Source organism: Mycobacterium sp. UM_11, from assembly GCF_001414075.1.
In the GTDB taxonomy this organism is placed as follows: Bacteria; Actinomycetota; Actinomycetes; order Mycobacteriales; family Mycobacteriaceae; genus Mycobacterium.
Window position 1 is genome coordinate 1 of record NZ_LATC01000065.1, and the last position, 19,924, is coordinate 19,924.

General features: G+C 70.4%; 19 protein-coding genes and 1 tRNA gene. 11 read left to right on the plus strand and 9 right to left on the minus strand.

All coding sequences use genetic code 11. The features are described 5' to 3' along the window. The 4 genes from WU80_RS16515 to WU80_RS16530 form a co-directional block, all read left to right on the plus strand. Positions 1-356 (plus strand): type II secretion system F family protein (locus tag WU80_RS16515; RefSeq protein WP_197285996.1); only part of this gene is annotated, 356 nt, incomplete at its 5' end. 27 nt (positions 357-383) lie between these two features. After that, a complete protein-coding gene (locus WU80_RS16520; RefSeq protein WP_055403811.1) occupies positions 384-575 on the plus strand; it encodes a DUF4244 domain-containing protein in 192 nt (63 codons plus the stop codon). Between the two features lie 35 nt (positions 576-610). Next, positions 611-901 carry a TadE family type IV pilus minor pilin gene (locus WU80_RS16525; RefSeq protein ID WP_082459892.1) on the plus strand — a complete coding sequence of 97 codons (291 nt, stop codon included), beginning with the start codon at positions 611-613 and terminating at the stop codon, positions 899-901. A 31-nt stretch (positions 902-932) separates the two neighbouring features. Continuing rightward, the gene (locus WU80_RS16530; protein WP_369808540.1) at positions 933-1,223 is read left to right on the plus strand and encodes an Rv3654c family TadE-like protein; all 291 of its coding nucleotides are present in this window, start codon (positions 933-935) and stop codon (positions 1,221-1,223) included. Here WU80_RS16530 and WU80_RS16535 read toward each other — a convergent pair. After that, entirely contained in the window at positions 1,220-2,254 is a 1,035-nt protein-coding gene (locus tag WU80_RS16535) for a PAS domain-containing protein (RefSeq protein ID WP_055403791.1), read from the minus strand. The two genes, WU80_RS16530 and WU80_RS16535, sit on opposite strands and share 4 nt — an antisense overlap. A 328-nt stretch (positions 2,255-2,582) precedes the next feature. Beyond that, entirely contained in the window at positions 2,583-4,898 is a 2,316-nt protein-coding gene (locus WU80_RS16540) for a DEAD/DEAH box helicase (protein ID WP_055403813.1), read from the minus strand. 250 nt (positions 4,899-5,148) lie between these two features. Between WU80_RS16540 and cspA the strand changes: the two genes are divergently transcribed. From cspA to topA, 3 genes are all read left to right on the plus strand, one after another. Beyond that, positions 5,149-5,352: a cold shock protein CspA gene (cspA, locus tag WU80_RS16545; RefSeq protein WP_007166602.1), complete on the plus strand. Its 204-nt coding sequence runs from the start codon at positions 5,149-5,151 to the stop codon at positions 5,350-5,352. A gap of 148 nt (positions 5,353-5,500) precedes the next feature. Next, positions 5,501-6,091, plus strand: a complete 591-nt coding sequence (locus WU80_RS16550) for a hypothetical protein (protein WP_055403792.1) — start codon at positions 5,501-5,503, stop codon at positions 6,089-6,091. Positions 6,092-6,284: 193 nt separating this feature from the next. After that, on the plus strand, positions 6,285-9,080 hold the full coding sequence (topA, locus tag WU80_RS16555) for a type I DNA topoisomerase (protein WP_055403793.1): 2,796 nt from the start codon (positions 6,285-6,287) through the stop codon (positions 9,078-9,080). Positions 9,081-9,086: 6 nt separating this feature from the next. On the opposite strand, the gene WU80_RS16560 is transcribed toward topA, so the two are convergent. Further along, a complete protein-coding gene (locus tag WU80_RS16560; RefSeq protein ID WP_231633837.1) occupies positions 9,087-10,769 on the minus strand; it encodes an adenylate/guanylate cyclase domain-containing protein in 1,683 nt (560 codons plus the stop codon). Between the two features lie 106 nt (positions 10,770-10,875). On the opposite strand from WU80_RS16560, the gene WU80_RS16565 reads away from it, so the two are divergent. Next, entirely contained in the window at positions 10,876-12,084 is a 1,209-nt protein-coding gene (locus tag WU80_RS16565) for a DNA polymerase III subunit delta' (RefSeq protein WP_055403814.1), read from the plus strand. A 52-nt stretch (positions 12,085-12,136) separates the two neighbouring features. Next, positions 12,137-12,212, plus strand: a tRNA-Thr gene (locus tag WU80_RS16570). 84 nt (positions 12,213-12,296) lie between these two features. Here the strand turns inward: WU80_RS16570 and WU80_RS16575 are convergent. Continuing rightward, a complete protein-coding gene (locus WU80_RS16575; RefSeq protein WP_197281266.1) occupies positions 12,297-14,105 on the minus strand; it encodes a hypothetical protein in 1,809 nt (602 codons plus the stop codon). On the opposite strand from WU80_RS16575, the gene WU80_RS16580 reads away from it, so the two are divergent. Beyond that, a complete protein-coding gene (locus WU80_RS16580) occupies positions 14,071-15,015 on the plus strand; it encodes an NAD-dependent epimerase/dehydratase family protein (RefSeq protein WP_197281267.1) in 945 nt (314 codons plus the stop codon). The genes WU80_RS16575 and WU80_RS16580 overlap by 35 nt on opposite strands. A gap of 123 nt (positions 15,016-15,138) precedes the next feature. On the opposite strand, the gene WU80_RS16585 is transcribed toward WU80_RS16580, so the two are convergent. The 3 genes from WU80_RS16585 to WU80_RS16595 are packed head-to-tail and all read right to left on the minus strand — an operon-like array spanning position 15,139 to position 17,491. Continuing rightward, positions 15,139-15,498 (minus strand): DUF2304 domain-containing protein, encoded by a 360-nt coding sequence (locus WU80_RS16585; RefSeq protein ID WP_055403796.1) that lies wholly within the window; start codon positions 15,496-15,498, stop codon positions 15,139-15,141. Next, a complete protein-coding gene (locus WU80_RS16590; protein ID WP_055403797.1) occupies positions 15,495-16,196 on the minus strand; it encodes a glycosyltransferase family 2 protein in 702 nt (233 codons plus the stop codon). Before WU80_RS16590 ends, WU80_RS16585 begins: the two co-directional genes overlap by 4 nt. A 23-nt stretch (positions 16,197-16,219) precedes the next feature. After that, positions 16,220-17,491, minus strand: a complete 1,272-nt coding sequence (locus WU80_RS16595; RefSeq protein WP_055403798.1) for a hypothetical protein — start codon at positions 17,489-17,491, stop codon at positions 16,220-16,222. 90 nt (positions 17,492-17,581) lie between these two features. Between WU80_RS16595 and WU80_RS16600 the strand changes: the two genes are divergently transcribed. Next, entirely contained in the window at positions 17,582-18,667 is a 1,086-nt protein-coding gene (locus tag WU80_RS16600; RefSeq protein WP_055403799.1) for a DUF475 domain-containing protein, read from the plus strand. On the opposite strand, the gene WU80_RS16605 is transcribed toward WU80_RS16600, so the two are convergent. Together WU80_RS16605 and WU80_RS16610 are read right to left on the minus strand one after the other, a co-directional pair. Beyond that, on the minus strand, positions 18,664-19,356 hold the full coding sequence (locus tag WU80_RS16605) for a hypothetical protein (protein WP_055403800.1): 693 nt from the start codon (positions 19,354-19,356) through the stop codon (positions 18,664-18,666). The genes WU80_RS16600 and WU80_RS16605 overlap by 4 nt on opposite strands. Before the next feature lie 67 nt (positions 19,357-19,423). Then, on the minus strand, positions 19,424-19,912 hold the full coding sequence (locus WU80_RS16610) for an inorganic diphosphatase (protein WP_055403801.1): 489 nt from the start codon (positions 19,910-19,912) through the stop codon (positions 19,424-19,426). Positions 19,913-19,924 lie beyond the last annotated feature (12 nt).

Consider the following 19,924-nt stretch of genomic DNA (forward strand, 5'->3'; position numbering starts at 1 on the left):
ATGTGTATAAGAGACAGGTGCTGCGGCGAGCGGCCGACCTGCTGGCGTTGGGCGCGGATCCCGTTGTCGCATGGGCGGTTTCGCCGGAGGTAGGTGCCGACGCCCAGGTCGAGGCGTTGCTGCGGTTGGCTCGGCGTTCGGCGGCCTCGGGCGCGGCGCTGGCCGAGGGCGTCGCCGAACTGGCCGACCAATCCCGTCACGACGCCGCGCACGCGGCTACCGCCGCCGCCGAGCGCGCCGGGGTGCTGATCGCCGGCCCACTCGGGGTGTGCTTCTTGCCGGCGTTCGTGTGCCTGGGGATCGTCCCGGTGGTGGCCGGGCTCGCCGGCGATGTCTTCCAGTCTGGATTATGGTGAGAGGAAAGGAAACCATTGCTGTACAACATGATTCGGGTCATCGTCGCCCGGGTGACGGTGTTGGCGTCCGACGAGTCGGGCATGTCCACGGTCGAGTACGCCATCGGCACCGTGGCGGCGGCCGCCTTCGGGGCGATCCTGTACACCGTCGTGACCGGCGACTCCATCGTGTCGGCGCTGACCAACATCATCGGCCGCGCGCTCAACACCAAGGCCTAGCCGGTAGTGCCGGTGCCGCCACCGTCGAGGCCGCGCTGGGCATCGCCACGCTCGTCGTCGTGCTGGTGCTATGTCTGGCCGGCATCACGGCGGTGTCGATGCAGGTGCGCTGCGTGGACGCCGCCCGGGAGGCCGCCCGCCTGGCCGCCCGCGGGGACGAGGGCTCGGCGGTGGGCGTCGCCCGCCGCGTCGCCCCCGGCGGGGCGCGCGTCGAGGTGCACCGCGACGGTGAGTTCGTGGTGGCCACCGTGGTCGCGCACTCGAAGTTGTTGCCGGCGATCGAGATTGCGGCCAAGGCTGTTTCGGTGGCCGAGCCCTCGGGATGATCGGGGCGCGGCCACCCTGGTCGCGGCCTGGATGGTGGCGGTGCTGCTGTCCGTTACGGGGGCCGGGGCGTACCTCGGTGCGGTGGTGGTGGCGCGGCATCGCGCGCAGGCGGCCGCCGATCTGGCCGCGCTGGCCGCGGCCGCCCGGCTGCCGGCCGGGCCCGAAGCGGCCTGCGCCCGCGCGACCGCGGTCGCACACCGGATGCGGGCCGGCGACGCCGGTTGCGTGGTGGAGGGCCTCGACGTCGTCGTCACCGTCCGGGTGCCGGTCTTCGGTGGTGCGGCCGGTGCCGCCGCGCGGGCGGGGCCGGTTCGTGGCTAGGCCGCCGGGTCGCCGTCCGGCCGCCCGGCGGCGGCGAGCTCCTGATCGGACGGCAACCGCAGCGAGACCAGCCCGGCGTAGGTGTCCGGTTCGAGCTCCACCCGGTTGACGGTGACGTGCACCGGCACCCATCCATCGTCGACGGCGGGCATTCGCAACACCCGGCTGGTGGCGCCCCGGGCGAATTCCTCGGTCATCGACGCCACCAGGTGCTGGTCGTCGGGGTGGACCTTCGGCTTGCCGGTCTCGCTGCCCCGCCAGTCGTAGAAGGTGCAGGGTTCGTCCAGCCATTTCAGCAGCGCCCAGTTCTTCAGGTCGATCAGCGCCCGGTGGACGCCGGCCTGGGCCAGTCCGCTCAGGATCCGTTGCGCCAGATCATCGGTCGACACCGGGGGGCCCTTGAGCTCGGCGCGCCAGTTGATCGCCCGCGCGATCAGGTGGTCGCGGCCGTCGGGCCCCTCCTCCAGGCCGGTGCGCGCCACGAAACCGATCCGCATGGGAGTGCCCTGCCAGTCGGTGAGATCCCAAGTGCTGCAAATGGTTTGGTCGGGCTTGGCCTTGACGGCCATGGCAAGAACCTTGGTTTCGTTGGGGTTGAGCTCGCGCGACGGCAGGTCTTCGGCGAAGGCCCTGCCGAAAGTGACCTCCACCTCGGGATTCTTTCCGCTGTTGGTCAACGACTCCCGGGTGTCGGTGGCGACGCCCTGGGTCAGATCCCACTTCAGGGGTCCCGGGGTCGGCCGCTCGGGCGGTTCGACGTCGGCGGGTCCGGTCCACACGTGCACGCCGTGGATGAAGCCGTCCGACATCACCACCGGTTCGGTGCGAATCACGCGGTCGCGCTTGGGCGTGATGCTCGTCAGGCTCTGCCCGGTCTGTACGGTTTCGGCGATCGCCGTCCGCACCGCGGCCAGATAGGGGCTACGGCGCATGAACGTGGTGATGGGGACGAGGTTCTTCAGTTGACGTCCCTGCGCCACCACGGTGGGCTCGCCCCCCAGCGTCTCCACGAGCAACCAGTCGTGGGCCATGCGCCCGATTTTACGGCGGGGCGGCGGGTTCTCGGGACCTCGGGTCCGCCGGCCGTCTCGGTCCGGCTCTGGAAATGCGCTATCGCGCTCTGCGGCAAAGCCTTCGGGCTCATCGGCGCGCGGGCATGGTTGCCATGCCGCCGCGGCCCTGGTAGTTTGCTGCTGCGCCCGCGCGGCGGGGCCGACGACCGCTCACCGATGAGTTGGTTGGCCCGCGCCACAGCCCGCCATCGTTTCTTGAGCAGCAGCTAATGCGATCGGCACGTACGGCACCGGGCGTATTCGTGGGGTCGGCCGTCGAGGGGTCGGTCGTCATCCGCGTGGTTGCTCACGCGCGGGCCAGCTCCGCGAGGACCAACCGCAGCACGCGCACCGCGCCCGCCTTGTCGAGTGGGTCGTTGCCGTTGCCGCACTTGGGTGATTGCACGCACGACGGACACCCGCGTGGGCATTCGCATGACTCGATGGCGGCGGCGGTCGCGCCCAACCAGGTACTCACCTGGCGATAGCCGCGTTCGGCGAAACCGGCGCCGCCCGGATAGCCGTCGTACACGAAGACGCTGGGCAGCCCGGCCGGGTCCGGTCCCACGGCGGTGGACAAGCCGCCGATGTCGCCACGATCGCAGCTGGCCACCAGCGGCAGCAGGCCGATCGCGGCGTGCTCGGCGGCGTGCAGCGAACCCGGGATCCGCGGTGCGTCAATCCCCTTGCGCGCCAACGCATCCTCGGTGATGGTGTACATCACCGCGGTGGTCGCCAGCGTGTGTTCGGGCATGTCCAACTCGATGAAGTCGATCACCTCCCCGGACAGCCGGCGGCGCAGATAGCCCACCACCTGGTGGGTGACGGTCACCGGCACCAGGCCCAGGGTGACCGGTCCGAACTGCTTGCGCTCCCCGGTGCCGGTGACGGCGATGTCGGTGATCTCCCGCGCAAACGTCGCGTAACCGGGGTCCTCGGCGTGCACGAACGCGATCGCGTCCTCGAGGTCCAGCGAGTCGACGACGTAGCTTTCGCCCTGATGCAGGTAGACGGCGCCCGGGTGCACCGACGCCGGGGCCTGACCGACACCGGTGCTGCCCAACAACCGCCCGGTGTCGGCCTCGACGATGACGATCTGGCCGCCCGCCGAGCCCCGGATGTCCACCGCCCCATGCGGTTCGAGGCCGGCCGCGGGAAAGTACTTGCCGTTGCGGCGCCGCAGCAGCCCGTCGTCGACCAGGCCCTCGGCCACCTCGATGGCGCCGAAGTCACGCACCTCGGCGTCGTCGAGCGGCATTTCGGTTGCGGCGCATAGTAATTGGGGCGCCACGATGTAAGGGTTGGCCGGGTCGATCACCACCCGCTCCACGGGCTTGCCCAGCAGCGCGGCCGGGTTGTGCACCAGAAACGTGTCCAGCGGGTCGTCGCGGGCGATCAGCACCACCAACGCCCCCTGCCCGCGGCGGCCCGAGCGGCCGGCCTGCTGCCAGAACGAGGCGACCGTCCCGGGGAACCCGGCGAGCACCACGGCGTCCAGCCCCGCGATGTCGACGCCCAGCTCCAGGGCATTCGTGGTGGCCAGGCCGCGCAGCCGTCCCTCGGCGAGGGCGCGCTCGAGCGCCGTCCGGTCCTCGGCGAGATAGCCGGCCCGGTACGAAGCCACCTTGCCGGAAAGATCCGGGGCGATCTCGTCCAGCCGGGCCTGGGTGCCCAGCGCGGTCAACTCCGCGGCGCGGCGCGACCGGACGAACGTCAGCGTTTGCGCTCCCTCGGCGACCAGGTCCGCCATCACCCGCGCCGCCTCCGCGCCGGCGGAGCGGCGCACCGGCGCGCCGTTCTCGCCGAGCAGATCCGCCCGCAGCGCCGGCTCCCACAGCGCCACCGTCCGGGCGCCCTGTGGCGATCCGTCCTCGGTGACCTCCTCGACCGGAAGCCCGATCAGCTCGGCGGCCGTCGCGCCCGGTGCATCGGTCGTCGCGCTGGCGAAGATCACCGTGGGCGCCGAAGAGTAGCGCGCGCACAGCCGCAGCAACCGGCGCAGCACCATCGCCACGTTGGATCCGAAAACCCCGCGGTAGTAATGGCATTCGTCGACGATCACGAACCGAAGGCCCCGCAGCAGCACGGCCCAGCGGGCATGGTTGCGCAAGATCGACAGGTGGATCATGTCGGGATTGGAAAACAACCAGCGGGACCGCTCTCGCGCGAAACGGCGGACTTCCGGGGGGCTGTCGCCGTCATAGGCGGTGGGAGCCACGTCCTGGCACCGCGGGATGGCGGCCGTCAACGCGTGCGCGGCGCGCAATTGGTCGTGGCCCAGCGCCTTCGTCGGGGACAGGTAGAGCACGCGGGCGCGCGGGTCGGTGGCCAGCGCGTTGAGGACGGGCAGCTGATAGGCCAACGACTTGCCCGACGCGGTCCCGGTGCTCACCACCACGTGCCGGCCGGCGTGTGCCAGTTCCGCGGCCGCCGACTGGTGTGACCAGGGGGAACCGACGCCGCGGTCGGTGAAGGCGCGCACCACGTCGGGCTCGGCCCACGCCGGCCAATTGTGCGGCCGGCCGCTTCGCGGCGGCAGCTCGGCGACGTGGCGCAGCGGGTGCTCGTCGGGGGCGGTACCGGCGAGCGCGGCGGCGAGCAGCTCGCTGCCGAAACTCGCCAAGTTCACACCCTCCTTACACGCCTGGGGGACGCAAGTCTGTCGCCGAAGCGATGAACATGGTTGACTATTTGCGGTCGCAGCTTCTGTGTTCGTGTCAAAACTTCGCAGGATCTATCGTTGCGGCCGCGGTTCCTGCGAGGTTAATCGGTCGGGTGAAGTTCCGGCGACTGAGCGAGGTATGGCGGTCGTACCAGGCCCGGGGCATCGAAAAGCGATGCCCCGCACCCAGAAGAAAAGGAAAGATCGAGAGATGCCACAGGGAACTGTGAAGTGGTTCAACGCGGAGAAGGGCTTCGGGTTCATTGCCCCCGAAGACGGCTCCGCTGACGTGTTTGTCCACTACACGGAGATCCAGGGTTCGGGCTTCCGCACCCTCGAAGAAAACCAGAAGGTCGAGTTCGAAATCGGCCACAGCCCTAAGGGCCCCCAGGCCACCGGAGTCCGCTCCGTCTAACGGACGAGCCGACTCTCAACGGACCCCCCGTGCAGTCCCGCCCAGCGGGCCCGCCGGGGGGTTTTCGTATTGCGCTAAGCTCGCGAAACTCCTCGCCGCGCCGGTTGGTTCAAGACGCGGATGGTAGACCTGGCCTACTGTCGTTGGCGTGAGCCAGCTTTCCTTCTTCACAGCGGAGTCGGTGCCGCCCGCGGTCGCCGATCTGTCCGGGGTGCTGGCGGCTTCGGGTCAGATCGTGATGGTCGGCGGTCCCGAGGCGCAGGGCGCGCGGCTGTCCGTGGTGGTGGATCAGCCGTGGCGCGCCGAGGCGCTGGCCGAGATGATCCGCGAGGCGGGGCTGGAACCCGAGATCGGTCGCACCGACGAGGACACCCCGCTGGTGCGGACCGCGGTCACGGCGTCCTTGGTCGGTTTGGCCGCCGAATGGACGCGCGGCGCGGTGAAGACCGTGCCGCCGCGCTGGCTGCCCGGACCCCGCGAATTGCGGGCGTGGACACTGGCGGCCGGTCACCCCGAGGGCGACCATTACCTGTTGGGCCTGGATCCCCACGCGCCCGACACCCATTCCCCGCTGGCGTCGGCCCTGATGCGGGTCGGAATCGCCCCGACATTGATCGGCACCCGCGGCGGGCGCCCGGCGCTTCGGATCAGCGGCCGCCGTCGGCTATCGCGCCTGGTAGAGAACGTGGGCGACGCGCCGGACGGCGTTGACGCGACATCGGTCTGGCCGCGGGTATAACCGCGGGAAAACATTTGCGGCCGCGGCGGCCGGTTTGCGCAGTCGCGGTCAAGGGTGCGAAATTGTCAGATGCCCGAAGGCGAAGGAACGCTGGCGTATCTGAATTTCCCCGGAATTTCTGACGCCGGCCTGTCATTCTTCTGCGGGGCGGCCCCGCAGTGGGGCCCAGATCAAGGATGGAGCGTAAGCGTAGTTGGCCGACCCGAATCTCACGGACCGCGAAAGCGGCCGGACTGGGAGCCGTAGGCGACTCGTCATCGTCGAGTCGCCGACCAAGGCGCGCAAACTGGCCGGCTACCTGGGCTCCAACTACATCGTCGAATCCTCCCGCGGCCACATCCGCGACCTGCCCCGCGCCGCCGCCGACGTGCCGGCCAAGTACAAGTCGGAGCCGTGGGCCCGGCTGGGCGTCAACGTCGACCACGACTTCGAACCGCTCTACATCATCAGCCCGGAGAAAAAGAGCACGGTCAGCGAACTCAAGGGCCTGCTGAAGGGCGTCGACGAGCTCTATCTCGCCACGGATGGTGACCGCGAGGGCGAAGCCATCGCCTGGCACCTGCTGGAAACCCTGAAGCCGAACATCCCGGTCAAGCGGATGGTGTTCCACGAGATCACCGAACCGGCCATCCTCGAGGCCGCCGAAAACCCTCGTGACCTGGACATCGACCTGGTCGACGCGCAGGAGACCCGCCGCATCCTGGACCGGCTGTACGGCTACGAGGTCAGCCCGGTGCTCTGGAAGAAGGTCGCGCCCAAGCTGTCCGCGGGCCGCGTCCAGTCGGTGGCCACGCGCATCATCGTGCAGCGGGAACGCGACCGCATGGCGTTCCGCAGCGCCTCCTACTGGGACATCCTGGCCCGGCTGGACGCCAGCGTGTCCGACCCACAGGCCTCCCCGCCCACGTTCACCGCTCGGCTGGCCGGCGTCGACGGCCTGCGCGTGGCGACGGGCCGCGATTTCGACTCGCTGGGCCAGCTGCGCAAGGCCGACGAGGTCATCGTCCTGGACGAGGCCCAGGCCACGGAGCTGGCCACCGGGCTGCGCGGGGCCCAGCTGGCCGTCGCCTCGGTGGAGGAGAAGCCCTACACCCGCCGGCCCTACGCGCCGTTCATGACGTCGACGCTGCAGCAGGAGGCCGGCCGCAAGCTGCGGTTCTCCTCGGAGCGCACCATGAGCATCGCGCAGCGGCTCTACGAGAACGGCTACATCACCTATATGCGTACCGACTCGACGACGCTGTCGCAGTCGGCCATCAACGCCGCCCGCACGCAGGCGCGTCAGCTCTACGGCGAGGAATACGTCTCGCCATCGCCGCGCCAGTACACCCGCAAGGTAAAGAACGCGCAGGAGGCGCACGAGGCCATCCGGCCCGCCGGTGAGACGTTCGCCACTCCCGACGCGGTGCGCCGCGAGCTCGACGGCGACGAGTTCCGGCTCTACGAGCTGATCTGGCAGCGCACGGTGGCCTCGCAGATGGCCGACGCGCGCGGCACCACGCTGAGCCTGCGGATCGGCGGCCAGTCGGGCGGGCGCGACGTCCTGTTCTCGGCCAGCGGCCGCACCATCACCTTCGCCGGCTTCCTGAAGGCCTACGTGGAAACCGTCGACGAATTGGCGGGCGGCGAGGCCGACGACGCCGAGAGCCGGCTGCCGCAGCTGACGCAGGGCCAGCGGCTGGACGCGATCGAGCTCACGCCCGACGGCCACGCCACCAACCCGCCGGCGCGCTACACCGAGGCGTCGCTGGTCAAGGCGCTCGAGGAGCTGGGCATCGGCCGCCCGTCGACCTACTCGTCGATCATCAAGACCATCCAGGACCGCGGCTACGTGCACAAGAAGGGCAGCGCCCTCGTGCCGTCCTGGGTCGCGTTCGCCGTAACCGGTTTGCTGGAGCAGCATTTCGGCCGGCTGGTCGATTACGACTTCACCGCCGCGATGGAGGACGAGCTCGACGCGATCGCGTCGGGGCAGGAGCGGCGCACCGACTGGCTCAACCGCTTCTACTTCGGCGGCGAACACGGCGTGGCCGATTCGGTGGCCCGCTCCGGCGGCCTGAAGAAGCTCGTCGGCGTCAACCTCGAAGGCATCGACGCGCGAGAAGTCAACTCCATCAAGCTGTTTGACGACGAGCAGGGTCGTCCCGTGTATGTTCGGGTGGGCAAGAACGGGCCTTACCTGGAACGCATGGTCGCTGGCGATGACGGCGAGCCAAAGCCTCAGCGCGCCAACCTCAACGACTCGCTGACGCCCGACGAGCTGACGCTGGAGGTGGCCGAGCAGCTGTTCGCCACGCCGCAAGAGGGGCGCACGTTGGGGGTCGACCCGGAAACGGGGCACGAGATCGTCGCCAAGGACGGCCGGTACGGGCCGTACGTGACCGAGATTCTGCCCGAACCCCCCGGGGAGGAGGACGGCGGCGCCCCGGCGAAGAAGGGCAAGAAGCCGACCGGCCCCAAACCGCGCACCGGCTCGCTGCTGCGCAGCATGGACCTGCAAACGGTCACCCTCTCCGACGCGCTGAGGCTGCTGTCGCTGCCCCGGGTGGTCGGCGTGGACCCGCAGACCGGCGAGGAGATCACCGCGCAGAACGGTCGTTACGGCCCATACCTGAAGCGCGGCACTGATTCTCGCTCGCTGTCCACCGAGGACCAGATCTTCGAGATCACGCTGGACGAGGCGCTGAAGATCTACGCGGAGCCCAAACGCCGCGGCAGGCAAGCCGCGGCCGCGCCGCCGTTGCGCGAGCTGGGCACCGACCCCGCGACCGGCAAGCCGATGGTGATCAAGGACGGCCGGTTCGGCCCGTACGTCACCGACGGCGAGACCAACGCGAGCCTGCGCAAGGGCGACGACGTCCTGTCGATCACCGACGAACGCGCCGCCGAACTGCTGGCCGACCGTCGGGCGCGCGGCCCGGTGAAGCGTCCGGCGAAGAAGTCCGCCCGCAAGAAGGCCCCGGCCAAGAAGGCCGCCAAGCGCAACTAGCCCGGCCTAGAAGCCCGGGCCGATCGCCTCGCTGGGCACCTCCTCGGGCGCCCGCACGGGCTGGGACTGCTGGGGCTCCGGGGATCCGGCCAGATGCACGGGCCGGGCCAGCTGGGTGGGCGCGGTGCGCCCGCGCAATTCGACGACCTCGCCGACGTCCCAGCACAGGGCCTCGGCGTCCAGCGCGCCGCTGACCGCGATCGCCGACGCCAGCACGTGGCCGGGCTCGAGTTTGGCCAGCTCGGTCAGCCGGGCGGCCTCGTTGACCGGGTCCCCGATGACCGTGTACTCGAAGCGGGCCTGCGCGCCGATGTGCCCGGCAATCGCCCTGCCCGCCGACACCCCGATCCCGAACTCCGCCGAGCCGATCACCGGGAGCAGCTCGTCGTGCAGCTCGCGGGCCGCGGCGAGCGCGCCGCCCGAAGCGTCGGGGTGTTCGATCGGCGCGCCGAAGATGGCCAGCGCCGCGTCGCCCTGGAACTTGTTCACGAAACCGCCGTGCCGGCCCACGGTTTCGACCACCACCCGGAAGAACTCGTTGAGCAGGTGGACCACCTCGGCGGGCGGTCGCGTCGCCGCGAGCTTGGTGGAGCCGACCAGGTCGACGAACAGGACGGCGACGTGGCGCTCCTGACCACCCAGCTCGGTGCCGCGCTCCAGCGCCCGGCGGGCCACGTCCTCACCCACGTAGCGGCCGAACAGGTCGCGCAGCCGCTGCCGCTCGGAGAGGTCACGCACCATGTCGTTGAAGCCCGCCTGCAGCAGGCCCAGCTCGCTGGCGTCGTAGATCTGCATGTGCGCGTTGTAGTTTCCGCGCTGCACCTCCGACAGCGCCCAGCGCAGCTGCCGCAGCGGGTCGGCGATCGACATGGCCACCAGCAGGGTGCTGACGAAGCCGATGCCCAGCGCCGCCAGCGCCAGCAACAGGATGGGGGTGAACAGCTTTTCCGGGGTGGCGTGCAGCAGGGACGCCTTGTCCGCCATCACGGCCAGCACGATCGCGAGCACCGGCACGGCGGTGGACAGCATCCACGTCAGGATCTGGCGCAGGATGACGCCGGGCGCCTGAACGTTCTCGGGCACGCCGCTGCGCAGGGCCGCCACGGCCACCGGCCGCAGCACCCGCTCGGACTGCAGGTAGCCGATGATGGCGGTCGCCGCGGCGCCGAGCCCGGTCGCGACGGCCACGACCGGCGCGGCGAACCGGGCGACCGACCAGCTGGCGATGATGAACACCACGCCGCCGATGCACCAGGCCACCATGCTGATCAGCGTGCGGTAGAACGGCATCCGCAGCGCGCGGCTGCGGGCCAGCTCGGTGGCGGCCGGGTCCGCCTCGGCGAGCAGGTTGTCGCGGCGCTGCCAGCGGAAGACCGGCATCAGCAGTTTCAGGTTGACCATCCAGCCGGCCAGGAACAGCACCACCAGGGCCGTCCCGAACAGGGCCAGGTTGAGCACGGGCAGGTCCTGCAGCTGGATGCGGTCCTCGGGGGGCAGGGCGTAGCGCAGGAAGCCGAGCACGAAGAGGGCGCCGATGATGTCGGCCTGCAGCATGCTCAGCGAGAACAGTGGCCACGGGGTGCGCACCACCCACCGGACGAATCCGCTGATCCGCCCGGGCAGTGCTGCCGGTGTTGCCACGGTCCCACCGTATCGGTCGGCAGTGACTCTTCGGAAACTTCCAACCATCCCACTGCGGCGCCCGACCGGCCGAAAAGGGGGGAAATGTAACGGGATTGTCGCGATCCGGTGGCCGATCGGTATATGTCGGCGGGGGTGGCTAATGTTGCCGGTGATGTCCGGGGTGTTTACGCGGCTGGTAGGCCAGGACGTGGTGACGGCCGAGCTGCTCGCTGCCGCCAGGGCGGCCCGCGGTGACGTGGTTCACAGCGATGCGGGCGCCGGGACTATGACACATGCGTGGCTGATCACGGGTCCCCCGGGGTCGGGCCGCTCGGTCGCGGCGCTGTGCTTCGCGGCCGCGCTGCAGTGCACCTCACCCGGGGAACCCGGGTGCGGGCAATGCCGGGCGTGCACCACGACGATGGCCGGCACCCACGCCGACGTGCGCCGGGTGGTGCCCGAGGGGCTGTCGATCGGCGTCGACGAGATGCGCGGCATCGTGCAGATCGCGTCGCGGCGCCCGGCCACCGGGCATCGCCAGATCGTGGTGATCGAGGACGCCGACCGGCTGACCGAGGGCGCGGCCAACGCGCTGCTCAAGGTCGTCGAGGAGCCGCCGCCGTCGACGGTGTTCCTGCTGTGCGCGCCGTCGGTGGACCCCGAGGACATCGCCATCACGCTGCGTTCCCGCTGCCGGCACGTCGCGCTCGTCACCCCGCCGACCGAGGCGATCGCGCGCGTGCTGATCGACAGCGACGGCCTGACCCCCGAGACCGCGAACTGGGCGGCGTCGGTCAGCGGCGGCCACGTGGGCCGGGCGCGGCGGCTGGCGACCGACGCCGAGGCGCGGGCGCGCCGCGAGCGGGCGCTGGCGTTGGTCCGCGACGCCGCGACGCCGTCGCGGGCCTATGCCGCCGCCGAGGAGCTGGTGGCCGCGGCCGAAACCGAGGCGGTGGTGCTCACCGCGGACCGCGCCGAGGCCGAGACCGAGGAGCTGCGGACGGCCCTGGGCGCCGGCGGCACCGGCAAGGGCACCGCCGGGGCGCTGCGGGGTGCCACCGGCGCGATGAAAGACCTCGAACGGCGCCAGAAGTCGCGCCAGACCCGGGCCTCCCGCGACGCCCTGGACCGGGCGCTGATCGACCTGGCGACCTATTTCCGCGATGCGCTCATGGTCTCGGCGGGGGCGGGGTCGGTGCGGTCCAACCACCCGGACATGGCCGAGCGGGTGTCCGCACTGGCCGCGCACGCGCCGCCGCAGCGGCTGCTGCGCTGCATCGAGGCGGTGCTGGAGTGCCGCGAGGCGCTGGCGATCAACGTCAAGCCCAAGTTCGCCGTCGACGCCATGGTGGCCACCTTCGGCCAGGAGCTGCGGGATTGATCGCCCGGACTTTGGCGGGCCACCCCGGCCTGCCGTAGACTCGTGCCGCCGTGCCGCCTTAGCTCAGTCGGTAGAGCGATTCACTCGTAATGAATAGGTCAGGAGTTCGATTCTCCTAGGCGGCTCCACAGTTTCAGCACTTTCCGCACCGAACGTCGCGCCAGCGTGACCGTCGCCGCCCGGCGTCACGCCGGCATGACGCGCGAAGCCGGCTAGGCCGGCGCCAGGAAGCCCACCGGACCCGAGGCGATGCACAACGCCAGCGCGGTGGTGTTGGCCCGCACGGTGATCGCGTCCCCCGCGCCGGGCAGCCGGGCGAAGACGCGGTTGAGCCCGGGGTGCACGGGGACCTTGACGTCGGGTCCCTGCGTCAGCGACAGCGTCATCGTTCCGTCGCTGTTGGCCAGGTAGTTGATTTCGACGGTCCAGTCGGCGGGCAACAGCGGCCCGTCGAGCACCAACCGCGCCGGCTTGTCCGGTTGCGCGAAGTACCCGCATTGCGGCATGGGTCCCGGCGCGATGGTCCGCACCCAGGTCACCTGCGCCCTGACCAGCCGACCCGCGCTGTCCAGCATGCGCAATTGCGTTGTGGCCGGGGCGAATTCGGGCCTGTCCCGCAGCAGGGCGAACATGTGGCTGGCAAGGTTCTCGGGTGCCGCCACCCGCTGCAGCACCATCGGGTCGACCTCCTGATCCAGCAGCGGCGCCGTGGCGGCGGCGTTCGCCGCGGCCAAGCCCGCCCGCGCGTTCTGCAGGTAGGGCTGGGCCGGATTGTCCCGCCAGCTGGTCAAGAACGTGGCCGTCGAATAGAGGCTGCTGGCCACGAACGACACCGCCAAACCCAGCGTCACCACGGCACGTCTGGGTGAGGCGTCCAGCCAGCGCGGCCCCGCGGGCCGGTTCGGCGCGCAGAACGCCACGGCGGCCAGCAGCGCCAGCACGAAGACGAGATCCGGGAAATAGCGCAGGGTTTGGGCCAGTTCCAGCGCGGTCTGCTTCGACGAGCGCATCAAATAGATCGGCACCTGGCAGGCGACGGCATAGCCGACCGCGGTCAGCCACACCGGCGCGATGCGCCGCTTGCGCACCAAGGAGACCGCCAGCGCGCCGGCCAGCACCAGCCAGCCCAGCGCCATCACCGCCGGCGGCGGGGTGGCCCACGGCGAGGCCGGCGCCCACCGGTCCCAGTGCCATGGACCCCCGGCCAGCCCGGGGACGATGCCGTGCGTGACCGACCGCGCCAGCAGGTCCGCCGTCATCGCCAGGTCGGTGCTCCACCGTCGCTGGTTCACCACGGCCACATACAGCGCGATCCAGCCCGCCGTCACCGTCAGGGTCGGGATCCACAGCCGCAGCCCGGCCCGCCACACCGTCCGCAGCGCCGCCCGATCACCCTGGACGTGGCGCAGCAGCGCGGCCACCGCGAACGCGACGAACGGGATCACCGCGGCCTTTTCGAAGAACAGCAGCCCGCCGAAGTAGACCAGCGTCCCGGTCAGCGCGTAACGCCGGTCGCCGGTGCGCACCAGCTGGACGGCGTCGCCGCACACCCAGGCCAGCGCGGCCAGCATCGGCAGCGAGTTCAGCGCCGCGGCCCACCAGGCGAAGCCCGGCACGGCCAGCGGCGTGAACAACGCGAACGTCAGCGGGAGCAACAGCACCGGCCGCCAGCCGAGGATGACGTGCAACGCCCGCAGCAGCGCCAGCGAGGCCAGCAGCTGCAGCACCAACAGGCTGATTGCCGGGCCGGTCCAATTCAGCGGGGCCAGCCGGATGATGGCCCCGCCGACCAGAAAAGCACCCGGCATGACGTGGCCGTCGTGGTCGTCGAACAGGTACGCGGGCGACAGCAAGTTGTGGGTGCCGGCCTTGCCGATCAGGATCAGGTCGTCCCAATAGAAGTAGCCCCCGAACGCCAGCGCCGCGCGTATTCCCAGCTGGACGGCGATCAGCGCGATGGCCACGGCCGCTATGTATGGTGGGCCGGTGCGCGCACTGGTCACCGGGGCAGCCGGATTCATCGGGTCGACGCTAGTCGACCGCCTGTTGGCCGACGGCCACGCGGTGGTGGGGCTGGACAACTTCGCCAGCGGCCGCGCGAGCAACCTCGAGCACCTGGCCGACAACCCGGCGCTCGTCTTCGTCGAGGCGGACATCGTCACCGCCGACCTGCAGGCCATCCTCGACGAGCACCGGCCCGAGGTGGTGTTCCACCTGGCGGCCCAGATCGACGTGCGGCACTCGGTGGCCGACCCGCAATTCGACGCCTCGGTCAACGTCATCGGCACCGTGCGCCTGGCCGAGGCGGCGCGGCTGGCGGGGGTGCGCAAGGTCGTGCACACCTCGTCCGGCGGCTCCATCTACGGCACCCCGCCCCAATATCCGACGCCCGAGACCGTGCCGACCGACCCGGCATCGCCGTATGCCGCGGGGAAGGTGGCCGGGGAGATCTACCTGAACACCTTCCGCCACCTCTACGGCCTGGACTGCTCGCACATCGCGCCGGCCAACGTCTACGGCCCCCGCCAGGACCCGCACGGCGAGGCCGGCGTGGTGGCGATCTTCGCCCAGGCGCTGCTGTCGGGTAAGCCCACCCGGGTGTTCGGCGACGGCGGCAACACCCGCGACTACGTGTTCGTCGACGACGTGGTGGACGCCTTCGTCAAGGCCGCGGGGGAGGCGGGCGGTGGGCAGCGCTTCAACATCGGCACCGGCATTGAAACCTCGGACCGGCAGCTGCATTCGGCGGTGGCGGCGGCCGTCGGCGGGCCCGACGATCCGGAGTTCGCGCCGCCGCGGCTCGGCGACCTGAGGCGGTCCTGCCTCGACATCGGTTTGGCGGAGCGGGTTTTGGGGTGGCGGCCGCGGGTCGGGCTCGACGACGGCGTGCGCCGCACGGTCGAGTACTTCCGCGGCGCGCGGACGGTCTGACCCCGCGCCTTCTGTCGCGGCTTCGAGTGTGCGTCTAGGGCGGGGAATTCGCAGAAATTCCGCCGTGGGTACACCCGCAATGCCGTCAGCGCACACTCAGCCGCGGCGCGCGGGCAGGTTGGGCTACACGTTCGACGCAGAGTGCGGAGCCTCGGGCTCCTCGGCGCCCTCGAGCGCGACCGCCCGGGCCAGCCGCGCGTAGCGCAGTTCCAGGTCCTTGAACCGCATGTAGGTGCTCATGGTGGTGAAGCAGAACGCCATGATCAGCGCGTAGAGCATCAGGTCGGTGCCGCGGCGCACCCCGAACCAATGCGCGACGACGGTCGTGTCGTCGGGCCGGACCACGGCGTAGATCCCGGCCAGCACGAAGACGACGTAGCCGACCTTGACCCAGGCCCGCGAGCGCGCGTTCCGCCGCGACCGCAGCAGGTAGACCAGCAGCGCGACGATCGAGCCGATCAGCAGCACCTGGATCCAGTTCATCGTGAAGCCCTCCCTCGCAGGAACCCGTCGAAGATGATGTTGACGCCGTTGAGCAGCGGCTGCCCCTTCGACTTCGAGTAATCGGTGTAGAGCACCTCGACCGGTTGTTCGACGATGCGCCAATGGTTTTCGGCGACCAGCATGATGAACTCGTTGGCGTGGCTCATGCCGCTCATGGTGATGTCCAGACCGTCGGCGACCTTCTTGTTGAACACCCGCAGCCCATTGTTGGTGTCGGTCAAGCCAAGTCGGCGACCGCGGCGGCTCAGCCGCGCGGCGGTCTGCAGCACCACCCGCTTCACGAACGGCGGTCGGGTCCCGCCGTGCGCGCCGAACCGCGTGCCGATCACGACGTCGACGTCCTCCGCGCACAGCCGGTCGATCATCGCGGCCAGATCCTTGACCCGGTGCTGCCCGTCCCCGTCGAACGTGGCGAACACCTGCGCCCCAGGCTGTTTGCGCGCGTACTCGACGCCGGTCTGGATGGCCGCCCCCTGCCCCAGATTGATCGGGTGGCGCACCAGGTGCGCACCGGCCCGCCGGGCGATCTCGCCGGTGTCGTCGGCGCTGCCGTCGTCCACGCAGACGACGTTGTCGAACACGGAGCGCACGTCGGCGACCACCTCGCCGATGACGGCGGCTTCGTTGAAGGCGGGGATGACGATCCAGGCGCCCGAGTATCTGGGTTCAGTAACCATCTAGCTCATAAGGTTAGCCAGGATCAGCCGGCTGAGCGCCCGGCGCGCGCCAGCGCCGCCAGATGAACGCCGATTCCGACCACGGGTCCGCACAGCAGGGCCACCACGGTGCGGGCCGGCAGGGGCAGCGGTAGCAACAGCAGCAATCCCGACGCCACCGTCGCTGAAACCCAGCCCAGCGAGTAAGCCCGGTGCAGCGCGGCCGCGACGGCCCCGGCGCCGGTGAGCGTCAGCATGGCGATCGCCACCGCCGCCCCGGTGAGCCAGGCCAGCAGCGCACCGCTGGCGTGGTACTGCGGCCCGAACGCGGCCCGCAGCAACCAGGGGCCCACCAGCCCGGCCGCCAGCACCCCGACCGCGCCGACGCCGGCGATGATCGCGGCCGGGGCGACCAGGGCGCGAATCCGGTCACCGCGCGCGTCGACGAAATGCGCGATCAGGTTGCCCTGCATGGCCGTGAGCGGCACCAGCAGCGGCGCCCGCGTCAACGTCACGGCCAGGATGATCACCCCGCCCTCGGCCCCCAGCTCGTTGCTGGTCAGCTTCAGCAGCACCGGAAAGCCCATCACCAGGATCGCGCTGGCGCCGGCGGCGGTGATCGAATGGGCGGCTCCCCGCAGGAAGGTCTGGACGCCGCCGGGCGTCAGCGCCTGGGCGGCGGCCCGGGCCGACGGGGAGACCGCCAGCACGATCACCCACGCGACCGCCCCCGCGACCGTGGCCCACAGGTAGCCGACCAGCCGCCAACCGAGCAGGACGGTGGCCGCGGCGACCGCCACCCGGATGACGGCGTCGGTCGCCATCAACGCCCCATAGCCGGTCCACCGGTCGGTGCCGGCCAGCATGCCCAACAGGGTGGCGTGCACGCAGAACCCGGCCAGCCCGACGGACAGCAGCGCCACCGACAGCCACCGCTCCTCGACGAACACCCGCCCGCTCCACAGCGGCGAGCTGCCGCCGATGACGACGGCCGCGGCCACACCGACCAGCATGGCGACCCGCAGCGGGTGGGTTCGCGGTTCGTCGCCGGCCGGCGCCGCCGAGTAGCGGGCCGACCGGACCTCCCGGGTGGTCTCCTGCAGCAGCCCGAAGGCGGCGCCGGTGACCAGGCCGAACGCCCCCCAGAACACCCCGAACACCGAAAAGCCGCCCGGGGCCAGGTCACGGGCGGCCAGATAGATCACCGCGTAGCCGCACAGGGCGGTCAGCGCCGTCGCGGTGGCGACCCGGGCCACGCTGCCGCGCGTGATCGGACCGGCGCCGGTCGACGCTGGGGTACCGCCGACTTCGGGCATCGCCACAATTTGAAAATAGTAGGTGCCGGTGGGCGCTGGTCGGCGGCGGCGAGCGGCGTTCGCTATCGTGGGCGGCTGTCGGAAAGGACCTTGGCCGCCTTGCGCATATTCGGGATCTCGCTGTTGGTCTCCGTGGCGGCCCTCGCGGTCGGATACGCCCACGGCGGCCTCAAAGACCTCTTCCTGCTGCTGGTGCTGGCCACCCTCGAGGTCTCGCTGTCGTTCGACAACGCCATCATCAACGCCGCGATCCTCAAGCAGATGAGCCCGTTCTGGCGGCAGATGTTCTTGACCGTCGGGATTCTGATCGCGGTCTTCGGCATGCGGCTGCTCTTCCCGCTGGTGATCGTGTGGGTGACCGCGGGACTCGATCCGGTCCGCGCGATGCAGTTGGCGCTGAACCCCCCGCCGCACGGCGCGCTGGAATTCCCCGACGGCTCGCCCAGCTACGAAAAGCTGATCACCGCCGCGCATCCGCAGATCGCGGCGTTCGGCGGCACATTCCTGCTGATGCTGTTCTTGGATTTCGTCTTCCACGACCGAGACATCAAGTGGCTCAAGTGGATCGAGATCCCGTTCGCCCGCATCGGGCGGCTGGGCCAGGTGCCGGTGGCGGTCACCGGCGTCGCGCTGATCCTCGTCGGCACGCGGCTGACCCACTCCGGCGGCGAGCGCGCGACCGTGCTCACCGCCGGATTGCTCGGCCTGGTGACGTACCTGGTGGTCAACGGTCTGAGCCGGGCGTTTCGGCCCCCGGACATCGACGCGGTGTCGGCCGGCACGGCGGCCGGCAAGGCCGGCCTGAGCCTGTTCCTCTATCTCGAGGTGCTCGATGCCGCCTTCTCGTTCGACGGGGTCACCGGCGCCTTCGCGATCACCTCGGACCCCGTCGTCATCGCCCTGGGTCTCGGGCTGATCGGGTCGATGTTCGTGCGGTCCATCACGATCTTCCTGGTGAAGCAGGATGCGCTGGACCGGTACGTGTACCTGGAACACGGCGCGCACTGGGCGATCGGTGTGCTGGCGGTGATCATGCTGCTGTCGATCGACCCGCGGTTCGAGGTCCCCGACCCCATCACCGCCTCCGTGGGCGTGGTGTTCATCGGGGCGGCGCTGAGCTGGAGCGTGCTCCGCAACCGGCGCCAGGCCAAGGCCGCCGCCTCGCCGGCCGGCTAGGCCTCGATCTGGCCCGCGATGCGCCGTTCGATGCTGACCCGCGCGGGCGCCGGCAGCGCGATCAGGCCGTCCAATTCCTTGCTCGCCCGCGCGTAGGCATTCTGGCGTTCCTCGCGGGTGGCGGCGTCGTCCTGCGCCAGGTGCAGCAGGCTCTGGGCCCGCGCCATCCGTTGTTGCTCGTCCGCCGAGAAGTCGCTGCGGCGCCGGCGAATCGCCTCGGCCTCGGCGATCTCGAACGCGCTGACGTATTCGTGAACGGCGTCGCGGTATTCGGCCAAGGCGTTCCGGTCGCCGAGCAGGGTCTCGGGCGGTTCCGGCCGCAGCAGGTCCGCGTGCCGCTTGGCCTTGTGAAAGGCGACGGTCAGCGGGGCGCGCATGTCGGTCATCATCGGGAAGTCGAGCAGTCGCGCGATGTCGACTTCGTATTCGAGCCACCGCCCGTCGGTGCCGTCATGCGCCGCAACGAGTTTGGCGAGCTCTCGTCGGTCGCTCTCGTGGTTGGTCCGCGCCCGGCCGGAGGCCTCGGCCACCGCGATCTTGGCTTGCTGCTTCAGCCGATACCGTTCGAGCCGACGCTCGGCCCGGCGCTCGTTGGCGGCGGCAATGGCGCGAAGGCCGCCGCCGATCGCGCCGCCCAGCGGAAAAACCAGCCACCAGAAGTTGGCGGCGAAATGCCACACCGGGGTCACCTCGCCAGGATGCCACCGGAAATCGGCGTGCGGTTACGCCGTGAGCGTCACCGCACCTCAGCGGGCGTCAGTGCCCCTCTTTCTTGAACCGCTCGATCGAACGCTGCACCTCGGCCTCGGCCTCCGCGCGGCCGACCCAGTCGGCGGCCTTAACAAACTTGCCCGGCTCCAAGTCCTTGTAGTGCACGAAGAAGTGCTTGATCACGTCCAGCTCGAACTCCGGAACGTCGCCGATGTCCTGGACCTGGTCCCAGCGGTGGTCGCCGGCGGGCACGCACAGCACCTTGTCGTCGCCGCCCTTTTCGTCGGTCATCCGGAACATGCCCACCGGACGCGCCTCGACGATGACTCCGGGAAAGACCGACTGCGGCAGCAACACCATCGCGTCCAGCGGGTCGCCGTCTTCGCCGAGGGTGTCCTCGATGAAGCCGTAGTCGGTCGGGTAGCCCATCGAGGTGTACAGGTAGCGGTCCAGACGCACCCGTCCGGTCTCGTGGTCGATCTCATACTTGTTCCGCTGGCCTTTCAGGATCTCGATGGTCACATCGAATTGCACTGTGCGCTCCTT